General features: G+C 66.3%; 11 protein-coding genes. 9 read left to right on the top strand and 2 right to left on the bottom strand.

Going from position 1 to position 16,650, the window contains the following annotated elements:
• Nucleotides 1-132 precede the first annotated feature (132 nt).
• The 9 genes from ahcY to LCM4577_RS01655 all read left to right on the top strand — a co-directional run bounded on the left by ahcY (nucleotide 133) and on the right by LCM4577_RS01655 (nucleotide 14,310).
• Nucleotides 133-1,533 carry an adenosylhomocysteinase gene (gene ahcY, locus LCM4577_RS01695; RefSeq protein ID WP_040986847.1) on the top strand — a complete coding sequence of 467 codons (1,401 nt, stop codon included), beginning with the start codon at nucleotides 133-135 and terminating at the stop codon, nucleotides 1,531-1,533.
• A gap of 189 nt (nucleotides 1,534-1,722) precedes the next feature.
• The gene (locus LCM4577_RS01690; RefSeq protein WP_071069245.1) at nucleotides 1,723-4,302 is read left to right on the top strand and encodes a PAS domain-containing sensor histidine kinase; all 2,580 of its coding nucleotides are present in this window, start codon (nucleotides 1,723-1,725) and stop codon (nucleotides 4,300-4,302) included.
• A 10-nt stretch (nucleotides 4,303-4,312) separates the two neighbouring features.
• Nucleotides 4,313-5,824 carry a tRNA (adenosine(37)-N6)-threonylcarbamoyltransferase complex ATPase subunit type 1 TsaE gene (gene tsaE / locus LCM4577_RS01685; protein ID WP_071069243.1) on the top strand — a complete coding sequence of 504 codons (1,512 nt, stop codon included), beginning with the start codon at nucleotides 4,313-4,315 and terminating at the stop codon, nucleotides 5,822-5,824.
• Nucleotides 5,821-6,558, top strand: a complete 738-nt coding sequence (locus LCM4577_RS01680) for a nucleotidyltransferase family protein (protein WP_244508192.1) — start codon at nucleotides 5,821-5,823, stop codon at nucleotides 6,556-6,558. Before tsaE ends, LCM4577_RS01680 begins: the two co-directional genes overlap by 4 nt.
• The gene (addB, locus tag LCM4577_RS01675; protein WP_071069241.1) at nucleotides 6,555-9,689 is read left to right on the top strand and encodes a double-strand break repair protein AddB; all 3,135 of its coding nucleotides are present in this window, start codon (nucleotides 6,555-6,557) and stop codon (nucleotides 9,687-9,689) included. The genes LCM4577_RS01680 and addB overlap by 4 nt, the downstream gene beginning before the upstream one ends.
• Nucleotides 9,686-13,198, top strand: a complete 3,513-nt coding sequence (gene addA, locus LCM4577_RS01670; protein ID WP_071069239.1) for a double-strand break repair helicase AddA — start codon at nucleotides 9,686-9,688, stop codon at nucleotides 13,196-13,198. The genes addB and addA overlap by 4 nt, the downstream gene beginning before the upstream one ends.
• A 74-nt stretch (nucleotides 13,199-13,272) precedes the next feature.
• Nucleotides 13,273-13,596: a thioredoxin gene (gene trxA / locus LCM4577_RS01665; RefSeq protein ID WP_041003670.1), complete on the top strand. Its 324-nt coding sequence runs from the start codon at nucleotides 13,273-13,275 to the stop codon at nucleotides 13,594-13,596.
• Nucleotides 13,597-13,726: 130 nt separating this feature from the next.
• Nucleotides 13,727-14,008 carry a cupin domain-containing protein gene (locus tag LCM4577_RS01660; protein WP_071031874.1) on the top strand — a complete coding sequence of 94 codons (282 nt, stop codon included), beginning with the start codon at nucleotides 13,727-13,729 and terminating at the stop codon, nucleotides 14,006-14,008.
• 71 nt (nucleotides 14,009-14,079) lie between these two features.
• On the top strand, nucleotides 14,080-14,310 hold the full coding sequence (locus tag LCM4577_RS01655) for a plasmid stabilization protein (RefSeq protein ID WP_083354631.1): 231 nt from the start codon (nucleotides 14,080-14,082) through the stop codon (nucleotides 14,308-14,310).
• 400 nt (nucleotides 14,311-14,710) lie between these two features.
• Here the strand turns inward: LCM4577_RS01655 and LCM4577_RS01650 are convergent, their stop codons facing one another.
• On the bottom strand, nucleotides 14,711-15,130 hold the full coding sequence (locus LCM4577_RS01650; protein WP_071031872.1) for a VOC family protein: 420 nt from the start codon (nucleotides 15,128-15,130) through the stop codon (nucleotides 14,711-14,713).
• Nucleotides 15,131-15,181: 51 nt separating this feature from the next.
• Nucleotides 15,182-16,507, bottom strand: a complete 1,326-nt coding sequence (locus tag LCM4577_RS01645) for a folylpolyglutamate synthase/dihydrofolate synthase family protein (RefSeq protein ID WP_071069237.1) — start codon at nucleotides 16,505-16,507, stop codon at nucleotides 15,182-15,184.
• Between the last annotated feature and the right edge of the window lie 143 nt (nucleotides 16,508-16,650).

Here is a 16,650-nt window from a genome sequence, read left to right as displayed (position 1 = left end):
GCGCGCATAAAGATTTCTTTATGTCCCATTGTCGTATGGCGGCCGATCTGCTAGTCAGGCCGGCAATCGCGCCCTCCCTGCGCCTCCCGGCGTCGGCGCGCCTTTGAGAAAAAATCACACCGGAGCACTGCCATGACGGGTAGCAAGGACTATGTGGTCGCCGATATCTCGCTTGCCGGCTGGGGCCGCAAGGAGATCGAGATCGCCGAAACGGAAATGCCGGGCCTGATGGCCTGCCGCGAGGAGTTCGGCGCCAAGAAGCCGCTCAAGGGCGCGCGCATCACCGGCTCGCTGCACATGACCATCCAGACGGCGGTGCTGATCGAAACGCTGAAGGCGCTGGGCGCCGACATCCGCTGGGCCTCCTGCAACATCTTCTCGACGCAGGACCATGCGGCCGCCGCGATCGCCGAGGCCGGCATCCCGGTCTTCGCCGTCAAGGGCGAGTCGCTCGAGGATTACTGGAATTACACCGACCGCATCTTCCAGTGGACCGATGGCGGCACTTCCAACATGATCCTGGACGACGGCGGCGACGCCACCATGTACATCCTTCTCGGCGCGCGCGCCGAGGCCGGCGAGGACGTGCTGTCCAATCCCGGCAGCGAGGAGGAAGAGATCCTGTTCGCCCAGATCAAGAAGCGCCTGAAGGCCTCGCCGGGCTTCTTCACCAAGCAGCGCGAAGCGATCCGCGGCGTCACCGAGGAGACCACCACCGGCGTCAACCGCCTCTACCAGCTGCAGAAGAAGGGCCTGCTGCCCTTCCCGGCGATCAACGTCAACGATTCCGTCACCAAGTCGAAATTCGACAACAAATATGGCTGCAAGGAATCGCTGGTGGACGGCATCCGCCGCGGCACCGACACGATGATGGCCGGCAAGGTCGCGGTGGTCTGCGGCTATGGCGACGTCGGCAAGGGCTCGTCGGCCTCGCTGCGCGGCGCCGGCGCCCGCGTCAAGGTCACCGAGGTCGACCCGATCTGCGCGCTGCAGGCGGCCATGGACGGCTATGAGGTGGTGACGCTGGAAGACGCGGCCCCGACCGCCGACATCGTCATCACCACGACCGGCAACAAGGACGTCGTCACGCTCGACCATATGCGGGCGATGAAGGACATGGTGATCGTCGGCAATATCGGCCACTTCGACAACGAGATCCAGGTGGCCTCGCTGCGCAATCTGAAATGGACCAATGTCAAGCCGCAGGTCGACCTGATCACCTTCCCGGACGGCAAGCGGATGATCCTTCTGTCCGAAGGACGCCTGCTCAACCTCGGCAACGCCACCGGACATCCGAGCTTCGTCATGTCGGCCTCGTTCACCAACCAGGTGCTGGCGCAGATCGAGCTCTTCACCAAGCACGGCCAGTACCAGAACCAGGTCTATGTGCTGCCCAAGCACCTCGACGAGAAGGTCGCGCGGCTGCATCTCGACAAGCTCGGCGCCAAGCTGACCGAGCTGTCGGGCGAGCAGGCCGCCTATATCGGCGTGACGCCGCAGGGTCCGTATAAGCCGGAACACTACCGCTATTAACCAAAGCGAAATTATCTACCAGATATTGAAGCCGGGTGGTTGACTTTCCGCCCGGCTTTATTTTTTGCGCCAATGATTCTTCACGCCGATTCCAGCAGGCGTTATTGTTGTGATTCGCGGTCCGGGGACATGTTGGGCCGGGACGCATTCAGGGCGGTCTTGCATTCAAGCGGCGAAGAGGACCAAGACATGCCGGGGGATTACCCGCCACGCGCGGGAACGGCCGTTTCCGGCGGCCATGAGGATTCGAGCAAGGCCGGCCCCGCCGTGAGCGGCGGCGGTTTTCGCGCCGGCTTGCGGCTGGCCTCGCTGCTTGCCACCTCGGCGCTTGCCGGCCCGCTGCTCACCTTTGCCGCCCACGCCGAGACAGCCATTCCGGGAAAGGCCGCGGCGCCTGTCGGCACCGTCGAGGTCATGCAGCTCGCCATGTTCGTCGGCGTCATGGGCGCCGCACTGGTCTCGGCCATCTTCCTGATCCGCGAGCGTACGCGCACCGCCTCGCAGAACGTCCAGCTCAGGGCCCGCATCGCGGACGTGAACGCGGCGCTGCAGCGTTCCGAAGCGCTGCTCAATCTGCGCGACCAGCGCCTGGTGGTCTGGACCACGGACAACAAGAAGCCCGAGCTCATCGGCAGCCTGCCGCTGGACAGCGGCGCGCCCGACGACAGGTCCGCCTTCCTTGCCTTCGGCCGCTGGCTGATGCCGCGTTCGGCGGCGGCGTTGGAGCACGCGGTCGCCGCGCTGCGCGAACAGGCGAAAGCCTTCGACCTCATCATCGAAACGCAGGCCGGCGTGCCGCTGGAAGTGCATGGCCGCAAGAGCGCGGCGCATGTGCTGGTGCGCTTCGTGTCGCTGTCGGAGACGCTGCGCAACCAGGCCAGGCTGAAGATCGAGAACCAGCGGCTCAGCGCGGATTACGACACGATAGTCGGCCTGCTCGACGCCTTGAAGATGCCGGCATGGCTGCGCGCCGCGGACGGACGGCTGCAATGGGTGAACCGCGCCTATGCCGAGGCGGTGGAGGCCGAAAGCGCGGCCGCGGCCGTGCGCGACGCCAAGGAATTCCTCGGCGGCCAGGCGCGCGAGCAGATCGCCGAGCAGCACAAGTCGCGACCGGTCTTCGAACAGACGCTTTCCACCGTGATCGAAGGCGACCGCCGCATGTTTGCGGTCACCGACTTCGCCGGCGCCGACGGCTCGGCGGGGCTTGCCTGCGACACAAGCGCGGCCGAGACGATCCGCGCCGAATATGAGCGGACCGTGCGCAGCCATGCCGACACGCTCGACCAGTTGAACACCGCGGTGGCGATCTTCGACACCGAGGAAAAGCTGCGCTTCTTCAACCAGGCCTTCCAGAAGCTTTGGGGTCTCGACTCGGGCTTCCTGCTCAGCGCTCCTTCCAACACGCTGCTGCTCGACCGGCTGCGCTCGGAAGGCAGGATCGCCGAGCAGCCGGAATGGCGGCGCTGGAAGGAAAACCTGCTCAGCGCCTATCGCGCCGTCGAATCGCAGGAGCATTGGTGGCACCTGCCGGACGGCAAGACGATCCGCGTGGTGGCGAACCCGCAGCCGAAGGGCGGCGTCACCTGGGTGTTCGAGAACCTGACCGAGAAGATGGACCTCGAAAGCCGCTACCAGACCGCCGTGCGGGTGCAAGGCGAGACGCTGGACAACCTCGCCGAAGGCGTGGTCGTGTTCGGTCCGGACGGGCGGCTGCGGCTATCCAATCCGGCCTTCGTCGCGCTGTGGGGGCTGACGGCGGAGGCGGTCAAGCCGAACGTCCATGTTTCGGCGATCCGCGACCTGTGCGACMAGCGCGCCGCGAACAGCCCGTGGGGCGGGTTCGTCGCCGCGGTCACCGGCTTCGACGACGAGCGCCGCGACCGCCGCGGCCAGATCGAGCTGATGAACGGCAACGTGATGAGCTACGCCGTGATCCACCTGCCCAACGGCCAGGTGATGATCACCTTCGTCGACGTCACCGACACCGTCAATGTCGAACGGGCGCTCAAGGACAGGAACGAGGCGCTGGAGAAATCCGACCAGCTGAAAAACGAATTCGTGCAGCACGTGTCCTATGAGCTGCGCTCGCCGCTGACCAACATCATCGGCTTCACCGAGCTTTTGTCGCTGCCCGCGACCGGACCGCTGACGCCGAAGCAGCGCGAATATGTCGAGCATGTCGGCTCGTCGTCATCGGTGCTGCTCACCATCGTCAACGATATCCTCGACCTGGCGACCGTCGATGCCGGCATCATGCAGCTCGACATTTCCGAAATGAACATCGACCGGACGATCGCCGCGGCCGCGGAACTGGTCGCCGACCGACTGGACGAACACCGGATCAAGCTCGAGATCGATGCGGCGGAAGCGCCGGCGAGCTTCCATGGCGACGAGATCCGCATCCGCCAGATTCTCTACAATCTGCTGAGCAACGCGGCGAACTACGCGCCGGAGGCAAGCACGATCCGGCTCACCTGCCGCCGATTGGCCGACGGCGTCGAATTCTCGGTGCATGACGACGGCCCCGGCATGCCGCCGGACGTGCTGGAATCGGTCTTCCGCCGCTTCGAACCGCGCGCCAATGGCGGACGTCGGCGCGGTGCGGGGCTCGGGCTCTCGATCGTCAAGAGCTTCGTCGAGCTGCATGGCGGAACCGTGCGCATCGAGACCGCAGAAGATAAGGGCACCACAGTGATCTGCACCTTCCCGGACAAGCCGTCCGGAATCCCGGATACGCCGGCCGGCATCCGCGACGCGGCCGAGTAGCGCGGCCTATATGACAGGGATGGTGCTGGAGCGTTTTCTCGCCGACGAGGCGGCAACGGCAAGGCTTGGCGAGGACCTCGCCATGGCGTTGCGCGCCGGCGACGCAATCGCGCTGAGAGGCGATCTCGGCGCCGGCAAGTCGACGCTCGCCCGCGCGCTGATCCGCGCGCTTGCAGACGATGCCGGCCTCGAAGTGCCGAGCCCGACCTTCACGCTGGTGCAGAGCTACGAGACGCGCGTTCCGGTGCATCATTTCGACCTCTACCGTCTCTCCGCGCCGGACGAGCTCGACGAGCTCGGCCTCGACGATGCGCTCAGCCAAGGCGCGGCGCTCATCGAATGGCCGGAACGGGCCGGAGATCGTTTGCCGGCAAACGCGCTGTGGGTCGAGCTTGCCGAACACGGCGAAGCCCGCGTAGCGCGGCTTTCCGGGCAGGGACCGTTCTATGACCGCGTGGCACGATCGCTGGCCATGCGCGATTTCCTGGCCATTGCCGGCTGKGGCGACGCCAGCCGCCGCCATTTCGTCGGCGACGCCTCCGCGCGCTCCTATGAGATCGTCTCGCTACCGGGCCAGGCGCCGCGCGTGCTGATGAACTCGCCGCGCCTCGTGCTCGGGCCGCCGGTGCGCGACGGCAAGCCCTATGCGTTGATCGCCCACACGGCTCAATCCGTCGCCGCCTTCGTAGCCATCGACAGGGCACTGCTCGCGAACGGTGTCAGCGTGCCGACGATCCACGCCCAGGACCTCGATCAGGGTTTTTTGCTGCTGGAGCATCTCGGATCGGAAGGCYTTTTGAGCACCGACGGCCAGCCTATCGCGAAACGCTACGAAGCGGCGGCGGAGCTGTTGGCCATGATGCATGGCAAGGCCTGGCCCGATCACATGGAAGCGGCGCCCGGCGTGGTCCACGACGTGCCGCCTTTCGATCGAGACGCCATGCTGATCGAGGCCGATCTTCTGGTCGACTGGTATGTGCCGTGGATCACCGGCGAGCCGGCAAACGACGCATTGCGGGAGGGCTATCACCAGGTGTGGAATGCCCTTCTCGACCGCCTCGCAAGCAGCGAATACACGCTGATGCTGCGCGACTTCCATTCGCCCAACATCATCTGGCGCGCGGAGCGCTCCGGCTTGGATCGGCTCGGCATCGTCGACGTGCAGGACGCGCTGATCGGACCGGCCGCCTATGACGTCGCCTCCTTGGCGATGGACGCGCGCGTCACAGTGCCGCCCGAGATCGAGCGGCGGACGGTTGCTGCCTATGTCGCGGCCAGGCGCGCCGCCGGCGCGTTCGACAAGGCCGGTTTCGCCGAGGCCTATGCGATCATGGCGGCGCAGCGCAATTCGAAGATCCTCGGCATCTTCGTGCGGCTCGAAAAGCGCGACGGCAAGCCCTACTATCTGAAACACCTGCCGCGCATCCGCGATTATCTGAGGCGGTCGCTGGCGCATCCGGCGCTGGCCGGCCTGAAGGAATTCTACATGGCCCATGGCCTGCTCGAGGAACGGGTCCCATGAAGCCCCCAACCATGACGCCGAAGACCGCGATGGTGCTGGCGGCCGGGCTGGGCAAGCGCATGCGGCCGATCACCGACACGATGCCGAAGCCGCTGGTGAAGATCGCCGGCAAGACCTTGCTCGACTGGGGGCTGGACAGCCTGGAGGCCGCCGGCGTCGCCAGGGCTGTCGTCAACGTGCACTACCTGCCCGAGCAGATCGTCGCCCATGTCGCCCATCGACGCGCGCCGAGGATCGTCATCTCCGACGAACGCGAGGCGCTGCTGGAATCGGCGGGCGGCATCGTCAAGGCGCTGCCGCTTCTGGGCAGCGAGCCCTTCTACATCATCAATGCCGACACTTTCTGGATCGACAGCGGCGAACCCAGCCTCGAGCGCCTTGCCCTTGCATGGGACGCCGCCAGAATGGATATTCTGCTGATGCTTACCGATCTCGACTCAGCGACCGGGCATTGCGTCGGCACCGATTTTCTGGTTGCCCCCGATGGAGCCCTACGACGCTCGAAGGGTGATCCGGCGGGCCTGATCTATGCAGGCGCCGCGATCATTCATCCGCGTATCTTCAAGGACGCGCCCACCGGCTCGCATTCGCTCAATGTCTATTTCGACACGGCGATCGCCRCCGGGCGCCTGTTCGGCATGAAGATGAACGGACGCTGGATCACCGTCGGCACACCGGACGCAATAGCTGCCGCCGAAGCGGCCGTCGCCGGCGCCTTAGCGAAAGCGGTATGAGCGGCGCGCGCCGCGTCCTTTCCATCCCGCCCGGAGCGCCGTTCCTGCCGACGCTGGCCGGAGCGTTGCTCGACGGGCGCCTGATCCCCGGCTTCCGCTTCGACGGCGAGCCCCTGGCGCTCGCCGACGCCACCATCTATGTGCCGACGCGCCGCGCCGCGCGGGCCCTGCGTGGCGCTTTCGTCGAAATGCTTTCCGACTTGGGAGGGGGGAAACGCTCGGCCATCCTGCCGACGGTGCGCCCGCTCGGCGAATTCGACGAGGACGAGGCGGCCTTCGACGCGGAAGCGGCGCCGGCAATAGACCTCGCCCCGCCGATCGCCGCGCAGGAGCGGCTGCTTTTGCTGGCGCCGCTGGTGCGCGCCTGGAAGGAAAGCCTGCCGGCGCATGTCCGAGAGCGGTTCAACGAGGAATTCGTCGTGCCGACCTCGGCCGCCGACGCCATCTGGCTGGCGCGCGACCTCGCGCGGCTGATGGACGAGATCGAGACCGAAGGCACGGACTGGGCGAAGCTCGCGACGCTGGTCACCGGCAATCTTGCCGGCTGGTGGCAGGTGACGCTCGACTTCCTCGGCATCGTCACCGACAACTGGCCGGAACTGCTCAAGGAGCGCGACCGCTCCAACCCGGCCGCGCATCGCAGCGCGCTGATCCGGCTGGAAGCGGCGCGGCTGAAGCGCAATCCGCCGGCCGGACCGGTGATCGCCGCCGGTTCGACCGGCTCGATCCACGCCACCGCCGAACTGCTTGCCGTGATCGCCGGCCTGCCCAATGGCGCGGTCGTGCTGCCCGGGCTCGACCGCGAGCTGGACGATGCATCCTTCGCCGCGATCACGGCGCCCGGCGCGCGGCCGGCAACGCTCGGCCACCCGCAATACGGCCTCGCCAAGCTGATCGGCGGCATCGGCGTTGCGCGCCGCGATGTCGAGGACGTGGTCGCGGCGCCGCCGCCGCTCGCACTGCGCGCGGCCCTTGTCGGCGAGGCGCTGCGGCCGGCCGAGACCACCGAATACTGGACCGAGACGCGACCGCGCTTTTCGGCCCATGACATCGAACAGGCGCTGGCAGGCGTGACGCTTGTCGAAGCGGCGAACGAGCGCGACGAGGCGGCGGCCATCGCCATCGCGCTGAAGCGCGCCGTGGAGGCTCCGGGCAAGCGCGCGGCGCTCGTCACCGGCGACCGCGCGCTGGCGCGGCGGGTCTCGGCCGAGCTTCTGCGTTTCGGTGTCGTCGCCGACGATTCCGGCGGCGCGCCGCTCCTCAACACGCCGGCCGCCAGCCTGCTGAGGCTGGCGCTGAATGCGGCGTTCCGGCCCGGCGATCCGGTCGGTCTTCTCGCCTTGCTCAAGCATCCGCTGCTGGGGCTCGGCCTTGAGCGCCAGGCTGTGCGCAAGGCGGCCGAACTGGTCGAGCTGGTGGCGCTGCGCGGCGGCACGGGCCGGCCCGACGTCGCATCGCTCGGCGCGCTTTTCGAGACGCGGCTCGCGGAGCTGAGCGGCGACACCCGCCAGCCTTTCTGGTTTTCGCGTCTCACCGTACGCGGCATCGAGCAGGCACAGGGCATGCTTAGCCGCCTTACAAGCGCGCTTTCGCCGCTCACCGCGATGCGCGACGAGAAGGATGCCGACATCGCGACGCTGACCAGCGCCAGCGTGGTCGCGCTGGAGGATCTGGGCCGCGCGCCCGATGACAGCCTGGCCGAGCTCTATGCCGGCGACGCCGGCGAAAAGCTCGCCGAGCTGCTGCGCGGACTGGTGGCGGCATCATCGCCCTTCACCTTCGCCGCTTCGGAATGGCCCGACGTGATGGAGGCGCTGATCGCGCCGGAGACGGTGAAGCCGGCGCAAGGCACCGACCGCAACATCGCCATCTGGGGCGCGCTGGAAGCCCGATTGCAGAATGTCGACACGCTGGTCATCGGCGGGCTCAATGAAGGGGTCTGGCCGCGCAAGCCCGAGAGCGACCGCTTCATGTCGCGGCTGATGAAGACCGGCATCGACCTCGAGCCGCCGGAACGGCGCATCGGCCTTGCCGCGCATGATTTCCAGATGGCGATGGGCACGAAAGAGGTCGTGCTGACGCGCTCGGCGCGCTCAGGCGATGCGCCGGCGGTGCCGTCGCGCTGGCTGCAGCGCATCCTGACCTTCATCGGCAAGGAACCGGCGGCGGCCCTGCGCGGCCGCGGCGACGCGCTGCTTGGCTGGGCGCGGGCGCTCGACGCCGGCGAGAAGAAAGATTTTGCCCCTCGCCCGCAGCCCAAGCCGCCGCTCAGCATGCGCCCGCTGCATTTCTCGGTCACCGAGATCGAGACTTTGCGCCGCGACCCCTACGCGGTCTATGCGCGGCGCGTCCTCGGGCTCTCGCCCCTCGAACCTTTGATCCGCGATCCGGGCGCGGCCGAACGCGGCACGCTGTTCCACGAGATCCTGCATCTGTTCTCGCGGCGGGTCGACGACCCAAAGGCGCCGAATGCCTTGGCAAGCCTCATCGAAGCCGGTCGCGCTTGCTTTGCCGAGGCACAGCTTCCGCCGGATATCGAGGCTATCTGGTGGCCGCGTTTCGAAAAGCTCGCCGAAAACATCATCGAATGGGAGCATACCCGCGCCGATGCGGTCGCGAGGCGCTATGCCGAGGAGCGCGCCGAGAAGACGGTGGTCGGCCGCACCGGCGTGACGCTCTCCGGCTATGCCGACCGCGTCGACCTGCTTGCCGGCGGCATGGCCGATATCCTCGACTACAAGACCGGCTCCTCTCCCTCGAAAGCGCAGGCGCACACGCTCTTGTCGCCGCAATTGGCTTTGGAGGGCGCCTTGCTCAGGCGCGGCGCCTTCAAGGAACTCGGCATCCGCGAGCCCTCGCAGCTTGCCTTCGTGCGGCTGAAGCCGAACGGCGAGGTGTTCGAGGAATCGATCCTCGAATACAACCGCAAGCCCCGCACCGCCAACGATCTCTCCGAGGAAGCCTGGGCGCGGCTGGAGCGGCTGCTGTTCCACTATGCCGACCCGACCACCGGCTATCTGTCGCGCGCCCTGCCCTTCCGCGAGGGCGAAGCCGACGGCGACTACGACCATCTGGCGCGCGTGCTCGAATGGTCGGCCGGCGGCGCCAGCGAGGACGAGGCGGACGGATGAAATATCCGATCCCCTCCGATACCGCCGCCAGCCAGTCGCGCGCTTCCGATCCGGCCTATTCCGCCTGGGTTTCGGCCAATGCCGGCTCGGGCAAGACGCATGTTTTGGCGCAGCGCGTCATCCGGCTGCTGCTCAACGGCACCGATCCGTCGAAGATCCTGTGCCTGACCTATACGCGGGCTGCCGCCGCCAACATGTCGAACCGTGTGTTCTCGACGCTGTCGGAATGGACGGCGCTGCCCGATGCGGAGCTGGCGGTCAGGATCGCGGCGCTGGACGGCCGCGGCGCCGACCGCGACATGATGCGGCGCGCGCGCCGATTGTTCGCCGAGGCGCTCGAGACGCCGGGCGGGCTGAAGATCCAGACCATCCACGCCTTCTGCGAATCCGTGCTGCACCAGTTCCCGCTGGAGGCCAATATCCCAGCGCATTTCGAGATGCTCGATCCGCAGATGGAGGCCTCGCTGTTCGCCGAGGCCCGCCGCGACATGATCTCGGGCGCGGGCGCCGGTGTCGAAGGGCTGGCGGAAGCCTTCGCCACCGTGCTGGAAAGCGGCGGCGAGTTCGGTCTCGATTCGTTGCTTGGCGAGATCGTCGGCAAGCGCGACGAACTGCGCGACTTCATCGCCAAGCTCGGCAAGGAGCGGGACTTCCGGCCGTTGTTCGCCGAATTCGACTTCAGGCCGGGACAGACGGGCGAGGGCATCGCCGCGTCGCTCTGGCCGCTGCCGGGTTTCGACCCTGGCCAGTTCGCCGAATTCGCGCACGCCGCCGAAGCCGCCGACGCGCGGCAGGTGCTGAACAACGTCGTCCCTTATGCACGAGGCGCATTCGCCGAAGCCGACCCGATCCGCCGGCTGCGGCTCTTGGCAAAGGCCTTCCTCAAGGCCGATGGCGACCCCTATGAGCCGCCCAAGATCTTCAGGAAGGCGCTGGTCGACCGGCTGCCGGATCTGCCGGAACGCTACCTTGCGGCGGCCAAGGCGATCCTCGACGTGTCGGACCGGCTGGCGTTGTTTCGCATGCTGGAAGGCACGGCGGCGGCGCTCACCGTCGCCGGCTGGCTGATTGCGCGCTACGAGCAGTTGAAGCGCGGGCGGGGCTTCCTCGACTTCAACGACCTCATCACCCGCACCGTCGCCCTGTTGTCGCGGCCCGATGCCGGACCATGGGTGCAGTTCAAGCTCGACCAGGGCATCGACCATATCCTGCTCGACGAGGCGCAGGACACCAGCCCGGACCAGTGGGAGGTGGTGAAGAAGCTGACGGAGGAGTTCTTTGCCGGGCTCGGCCAGCGCGAGGCAGTGACGCGCACGATCTTTGCCGTGGGCGACGAGAAGCAGTCGATCTATTCCTTCCAGGGCGCTGCGCCGGATTCCTTCGCCGAAAGCCGGCTGTTGTTCGCCGGGCGCGTGCGCGACGCCGAAGCCGCCTTCGCCAATCTCAAGCTCACCTGGTCTTTCCGCTCGAGCGACGACGTGCTGGCCGCGGTCGACCGCGTCTTCGCCGAGCCGGGTGTCAGGCGCGGCATCAGCCACGATCCCGATCCGCTGAGCCACAAGGCGATCCGCAATGACGCGCCGGGCTATGTCGAGGTATGRCCCTCGATCGGCGCCGAAATGGTCGAGGAGCCCGACGACTGGACCTTGCCGGTCAACCACGCCAGCGCACCCGCCGTGCGCGTCGCCGAGCATGTGGCGACGACCATCCAGGACTGGTTGCGGAATGGCGAGGTCATCGAAGGCAAAGGCCGAAAACTGACCGCCGGCGACATCCTGGTGCTGGTGCGCAAACGGGACCGCTTCGTCCATGCGCTGTCGCGCAGCCTGAAGAACCGGCAGATCCCGGTCGCCGGCGCCGACCGGCTGAGCCTGCCCGGCCATATCGCCGTGCAGGACCTGATCGCGCTCGGGCATTTCCTGATCCAGCCGGAGGACGACCTGTCCTTGGCCGCGGTGCTGCGCAGTCCGATCTTCGAGGTCTCCGAGGAGACGTTGCTGGCGCTCGCCKGTGAAAGGCCGAAAGGCCAGTCGCTGATCGCCTCGCTCAGGCAACATGCGGCCGAAGATGCGGCCCTCGTCGCGGTCGTTAGCCGGCTCGACGACTGGGCGACCGAAGTGGCCTTCAAGCCGGTGTTCGAATTCTACGCCGCCCTGCTCGCGCGCGACGGGTTGCGCCGCAAGATGACGGCGCGGCTCGGACCCGAAGCCGGCGACATCCTCGACGAGTTCCTGAGCTTCTGCCTGGCCGAGGAACGCACTGGACTGCCGGGGCTGGAATCCTTCCTGTCGACGCTGGAGAATGCCGGCCCCGAGATCAAGCGCGAGATGGACCAGACGCGCGACGAGGTGCGGGTCATGACCGTGCACGCCGCCAAGGGCCTCGAAGCCCCGGTCGTCTTCCTGGTCGATGGCGGCTCGGCGCCGTTCAGCGACCAGCATCTGCCGCGGCTGATGCCGTTCGAGAGCTCGGGGACGCAATGGAGGGGCAAGGGCTATCTTTGGCGCTCGGCCAGCGATGTCGCCAACGGCGTCTCGAAGGCGGCTTCGATCCGGGCGCGCGAACTGGCGGACGACGAATACCGGCGGCTGCTCTATGTCGGCATGACGCGTGCCGAGGACCGGCTGATCGTCTGCGGCTATCACGGCAAGCGGCAGCCCAGCACCGGCACCTGGCATTCGATCGTCAGCCGGGCGCTGTTGGGGGCGCCCGAGAGTTCCGAGCGGCGGCATCCGGCGACGGCCGAGGTGGCCGTGCATCGCTTCCATATGACGAAACTGCCGCCGGTGGCGCTGGCAGAGAGCGAAGCCGAACATCGAACCGAGCATCTTGCGCCGCTGCCCGACACCCTGTTCCGGCCACTGCCGCCCTATGAGGAGCTGCCGCGGCCGCTTTCGCCTTCCGGCGCCTCGGCGCTGATCGAGGAAGCGAAAGAAGCCGTGCCCGACACGCGCTCGCCGGTTCTCGACGCCGAGGCCGAGCCCGGCTTCGCGGTGGTGCGCGGCCTGGTCCTGCACAAATTGCTGCAGATGCTGCCCGGCATCGCCGAAGACGAAAGGCGGAGTGCGGCCGAGCGCTACCTGGCGCGCGCCGGCGCCGGCTGGCCGGACGGTGAGCGCGGCAAAGCGCTCGAGGCGGTGCTTGCGATCCTGTCCGACGGCCGCTTCGGCGCACTGTTCTCACCGTCGTCCCGCGCGGAAGTCGCGATCATGGGCAGCCTCGAGGTGAAGGGCAGGCTGCGCTCGATCTCCGGCAAGATCGACCGGCTGGCTGTCGCCCCGGACAAGGTGTCGATCGTCGACTACAAGACCAACCGGCCGGCGCCGGCGAGCCTGACCGAAGTGCCGCCGGCCTATGTGCTGCAGCTTGCGCTCTACCGCGCGCTGCTTGAGCCGCTCTATCCGGGGCGCGAGGTGACGGCGGCGCTGCTCCTCACCGAGGCGCCGCGCCTGATCGAGCTGCCAGCCAAGGCGATGGACGATGCCCTTGCCCGACTCACGGGAGCGTGACACAAGAACTGCTTGAACATCGCCGCCACAACCACCACATTTGGTGCAACCCGAGTTTTCGAAAGGATTTCAGCATGGCCACCGTCAAGGTCGACAATGGCAATTTCCAGGCCGATGTGCTCAACGCCAAGGAGCCGGTCGTGGTGGATTTCTGGGCGGAATGGTGCGGTCCCTGCAAGATGATCGGCCCGTCGCTGGAAGAGATCGCCAAGGAGCTCGGCTCGAAGGTGAAGGTCGCCAAGCTCAACATCGACGAGAATCCGGAGCTTGCCGCGCAGTATGGCGTGCGCTCGATCCCGACGCTGATGATCTTCAAGGGCGGCGAAGTGGCCGATATGAAAGTGGGCGCCGCGCCGAAGACCGCGCTGTCGCACTGGATCAACGGCGCCATCGCCTGAGCCAATCCGTAAAGTTCAAGAACGAGCCCGGCCAATCGCGCCGGGCTTTTTCTTTGGCGTCATCGCTCGGCGCGCTCTGGCCCTCGCACGCAGGCAAGTCATACTCTCTGCTTCAGAAAAGGAGAGCGCCATGACCGGGACAGCCAAAGCCACAGTTCACGTCGACAATGAGCGCGTCATCGTCACCGAATACCGGTTCGCGCCGGGCGCCAACACCGGCTGGCATCGCCATGGCCACGACTATGTCGTGGTGCCGCTGATGGACGGCAAGGTGAAGCTGGTGACCAAGGACGGCGAATCCTTTGCCGAAATGAAGAAGGGAGCGCCCTATTTCCGCCGCGAGGGCGTCGAGCACGACGTCGTCAACGCCAATGACGGCGAATACGCTTTTATCGAGATCGAGCTGAAGTAGTCGGCTGGCCATCATCCGCCATCTTGATGGCTAAGCTCTGTCGGTGTCTATTCCGGCAAGCGGAGTTCCAAATGGCCGAACCAACACTCTCAGTCCGTAGCGCAAAAGCATGGAGCCTTGCTCATCGACTTGCGCGTCGAGAGAATCGTTCCATAGCCGACCTGATCGAACGCGCACTTGAGTTCTATGATATCCGGGAAGCGGCGCGCGAGCCCCCGTCCAGCTTCTATGCTCGCTTGGCGGCAAGCAGCGGCGCCGACATCGATCTGGAGAAGATTATCCGCGAAGGCCGCGAACTCTAGTGGCACTGCACGGGGATTTTGACCGATAGGCTCTGTTTGCGTTGGCAGGCGGCATGCGTTGGAGATTGGCCGAAACGCCCATCGCGATCGTCATTCCAGGGCGGAGCAGGAGCGAAGCTCCGTCGCGAAGACCCTGGAATCCATGCCGTTCCGTTCGCCAGGGCGTGCAACGGAGCAGAATTCTGCACCGCAGTAACCCTCCCAAGTCACGGAATGGATTCTATGGTTTGCGCCGCGTCGCTTCGCTCCTGCTTCGCCATAAAATGACGAGGTTGGGGGGCTTCAACCAATCGCCAGCGTTTGCGCTGCTGGATGGAAGATCTTACACCAAGACAAAACGGCAACCTTTCAAATCTCTGTGCCCAGCCGAATTTCGGACCAGTCAATCGAGCCGAAGTAGTCACCAGTCGGCGACGCGATCGCCGCCGGCGAATTGGGCACTTTTTGCGGTGTATTCAAACAGCTCGATCCTCACGCCGTTAGGGTCGCTGATCCAGGCTTGGTACGTGTCGTCGCAGGCGAGCTTCTTCGCCGTCACCGCGACACCTTTCGACCGGATATGGGCGACGGCCGCGTCGATATCTTCCACCTCAAGGCAGAAATGGTTGATCTGGTTGCGGTCGCTGTAGCTGGCCTCGGTCTTCTCAAACACCTCGACATGGCTGCGGCCGCCGCACTCGAGATAGAAGCCGAAAATCCTGCCGTCGCGCAGAAAATTGAACCTTGTGTCCATGCGGAGCACATCGCGGTAGAAGCCACGCGTCGCCTCCAGGTCGTGCGCAAAGATGCAGACATGGGCCAGTTGCTTCACCTTGATCATGGCCCGTTCCTTTCGGTCCCCGCCGAATCTACAGCGCTATCCAGAAATTGCTCAGGTCGGCGGCGTGCCGTTCTCGGCCAGCACGGCACCGGCGAAATAGAGCGAGCCGCCGATCAGGATGCGCGGCGCCGGGCCGTCCCAGGAGTCGCGCAACAGCATCAGCGCGCTGGCGACGGAACTGACCGGCTCGGCCGATAGGCCTGCCTCTTCGGCGCGCAAGGCCAGCTCATCATTCGGCACGCCGGCATCGCTGTTGGTCACCGGCACGGTGTAGACATGGCGGGCGAGGCCCTTAAAGGCGCTGAAATAGCCGGTCTGGTCCTTGGTGTTGATCATGCCGGAAATCAGCACCAGCGGTCTCGGATTCTTCTCCTCCTGCTCGGCCAGCGCCTCCGCGATGACGATGCCGGCGCCGGGATTGTGGCCGCCGTCCAGCCAGATCTCCGCGCCCTTCGGAGCCAGATCCACCAATTTGCCCTGGGTCAGCTTCTGCATGCGCGCCGGCCAGGCGACATGGGCCATCGCCCGCTCGGCGGCGCGATGGCCGATCTCGAAGCCGGCCGCCTTGACGGCGGCGATCGCCGCCGCTGCATTGGCGTACTGGTGCCGCCCGGGCAGGCGGGGCAGCGGCAGGTCCATCAACCCGTCCTCGTCCTGGTAGACCATGCGGCCGTTCTCCTCGAAAGCGAGGAAATCCTGGCCATAGACCACGGTCGGGCAATCCAGCCGCTCCGCCGTCTCGATCAGAACCTGAAGCGCGGTGTCGCTCTCCTGGGCGCCGATCACCACCGGACAGCCGTGCTTCATGATGCCCGCCTTTTCGGCGGCGATCAGCTCGACGCGGTCGCCGAGATAGGCTTCGTGGTCCATCGAGATCGGCATGATCACCGAAACGGCCGGCCGCTTGACGACATTGGTGGCGTCGAAACGGCCGCCAAGGCCGACCTCGATGATCGCCGCCTCCGCCGGATGCTCCGAGAACAGGACGAAGGTGACGGCGGTGAGGATCTCGAAGACAGTGATCGTCTGGCCTTGATTGGCCTCGGCGACGCGCGCGATGGCTTCGGCGAAAACGTCGTCGTCGACGAGCTTGCCGCCGCCTTCGGCCGCCAGCCGGTAGCGTTCGTGCCAGTTCACCAGATGCGGCGAGGTATGGACGTGGACGAGGTGGCCCGCCGCCTCCAGCAGCGCGCGCGAAAAGGCGGCGCAGGAGCCCTTGCCGTTGGTACCTGCGATGTGGATGACCGGCGGCAGCCGGTCCTGCGGATTGCCGAGGCGTTCGAGAAGCCGCGTGACGCGGTCCAGCGAAAGGTCGAAGCCTTTCGGATGCAGCGTCATCAGATGTTCGATTTCGCGTTCGGCGGAAAGCGTTGTCATGGTGGAATCCTAGCGCATGCTTCCGAAACCGGGAATCGGTTTCGAACGGCCGTGCGCAAATCAGAGGCTACAGCACGCAATGGGCGACGCAAATCGCGGTTCGCGGCGAACGATGTCGCGCAGGTTTATATCGCGTCGGGGCC

This window comes from Mesorhizobium sp. LCM 4577 (assembly GCF_001854795.2).
In the GTDB taxonomy this organism is placed as follows: domain Bacteria; phylum Pseudomonadota; class Alphaproteobacteria; order Rhizobiales; family Rhizobiaceae; genus Mesorhizobium; species Mesorhizobium plurifarium.
This window is presented reverse-complemented; position numbering and strand designations above follow the sequence as displayed.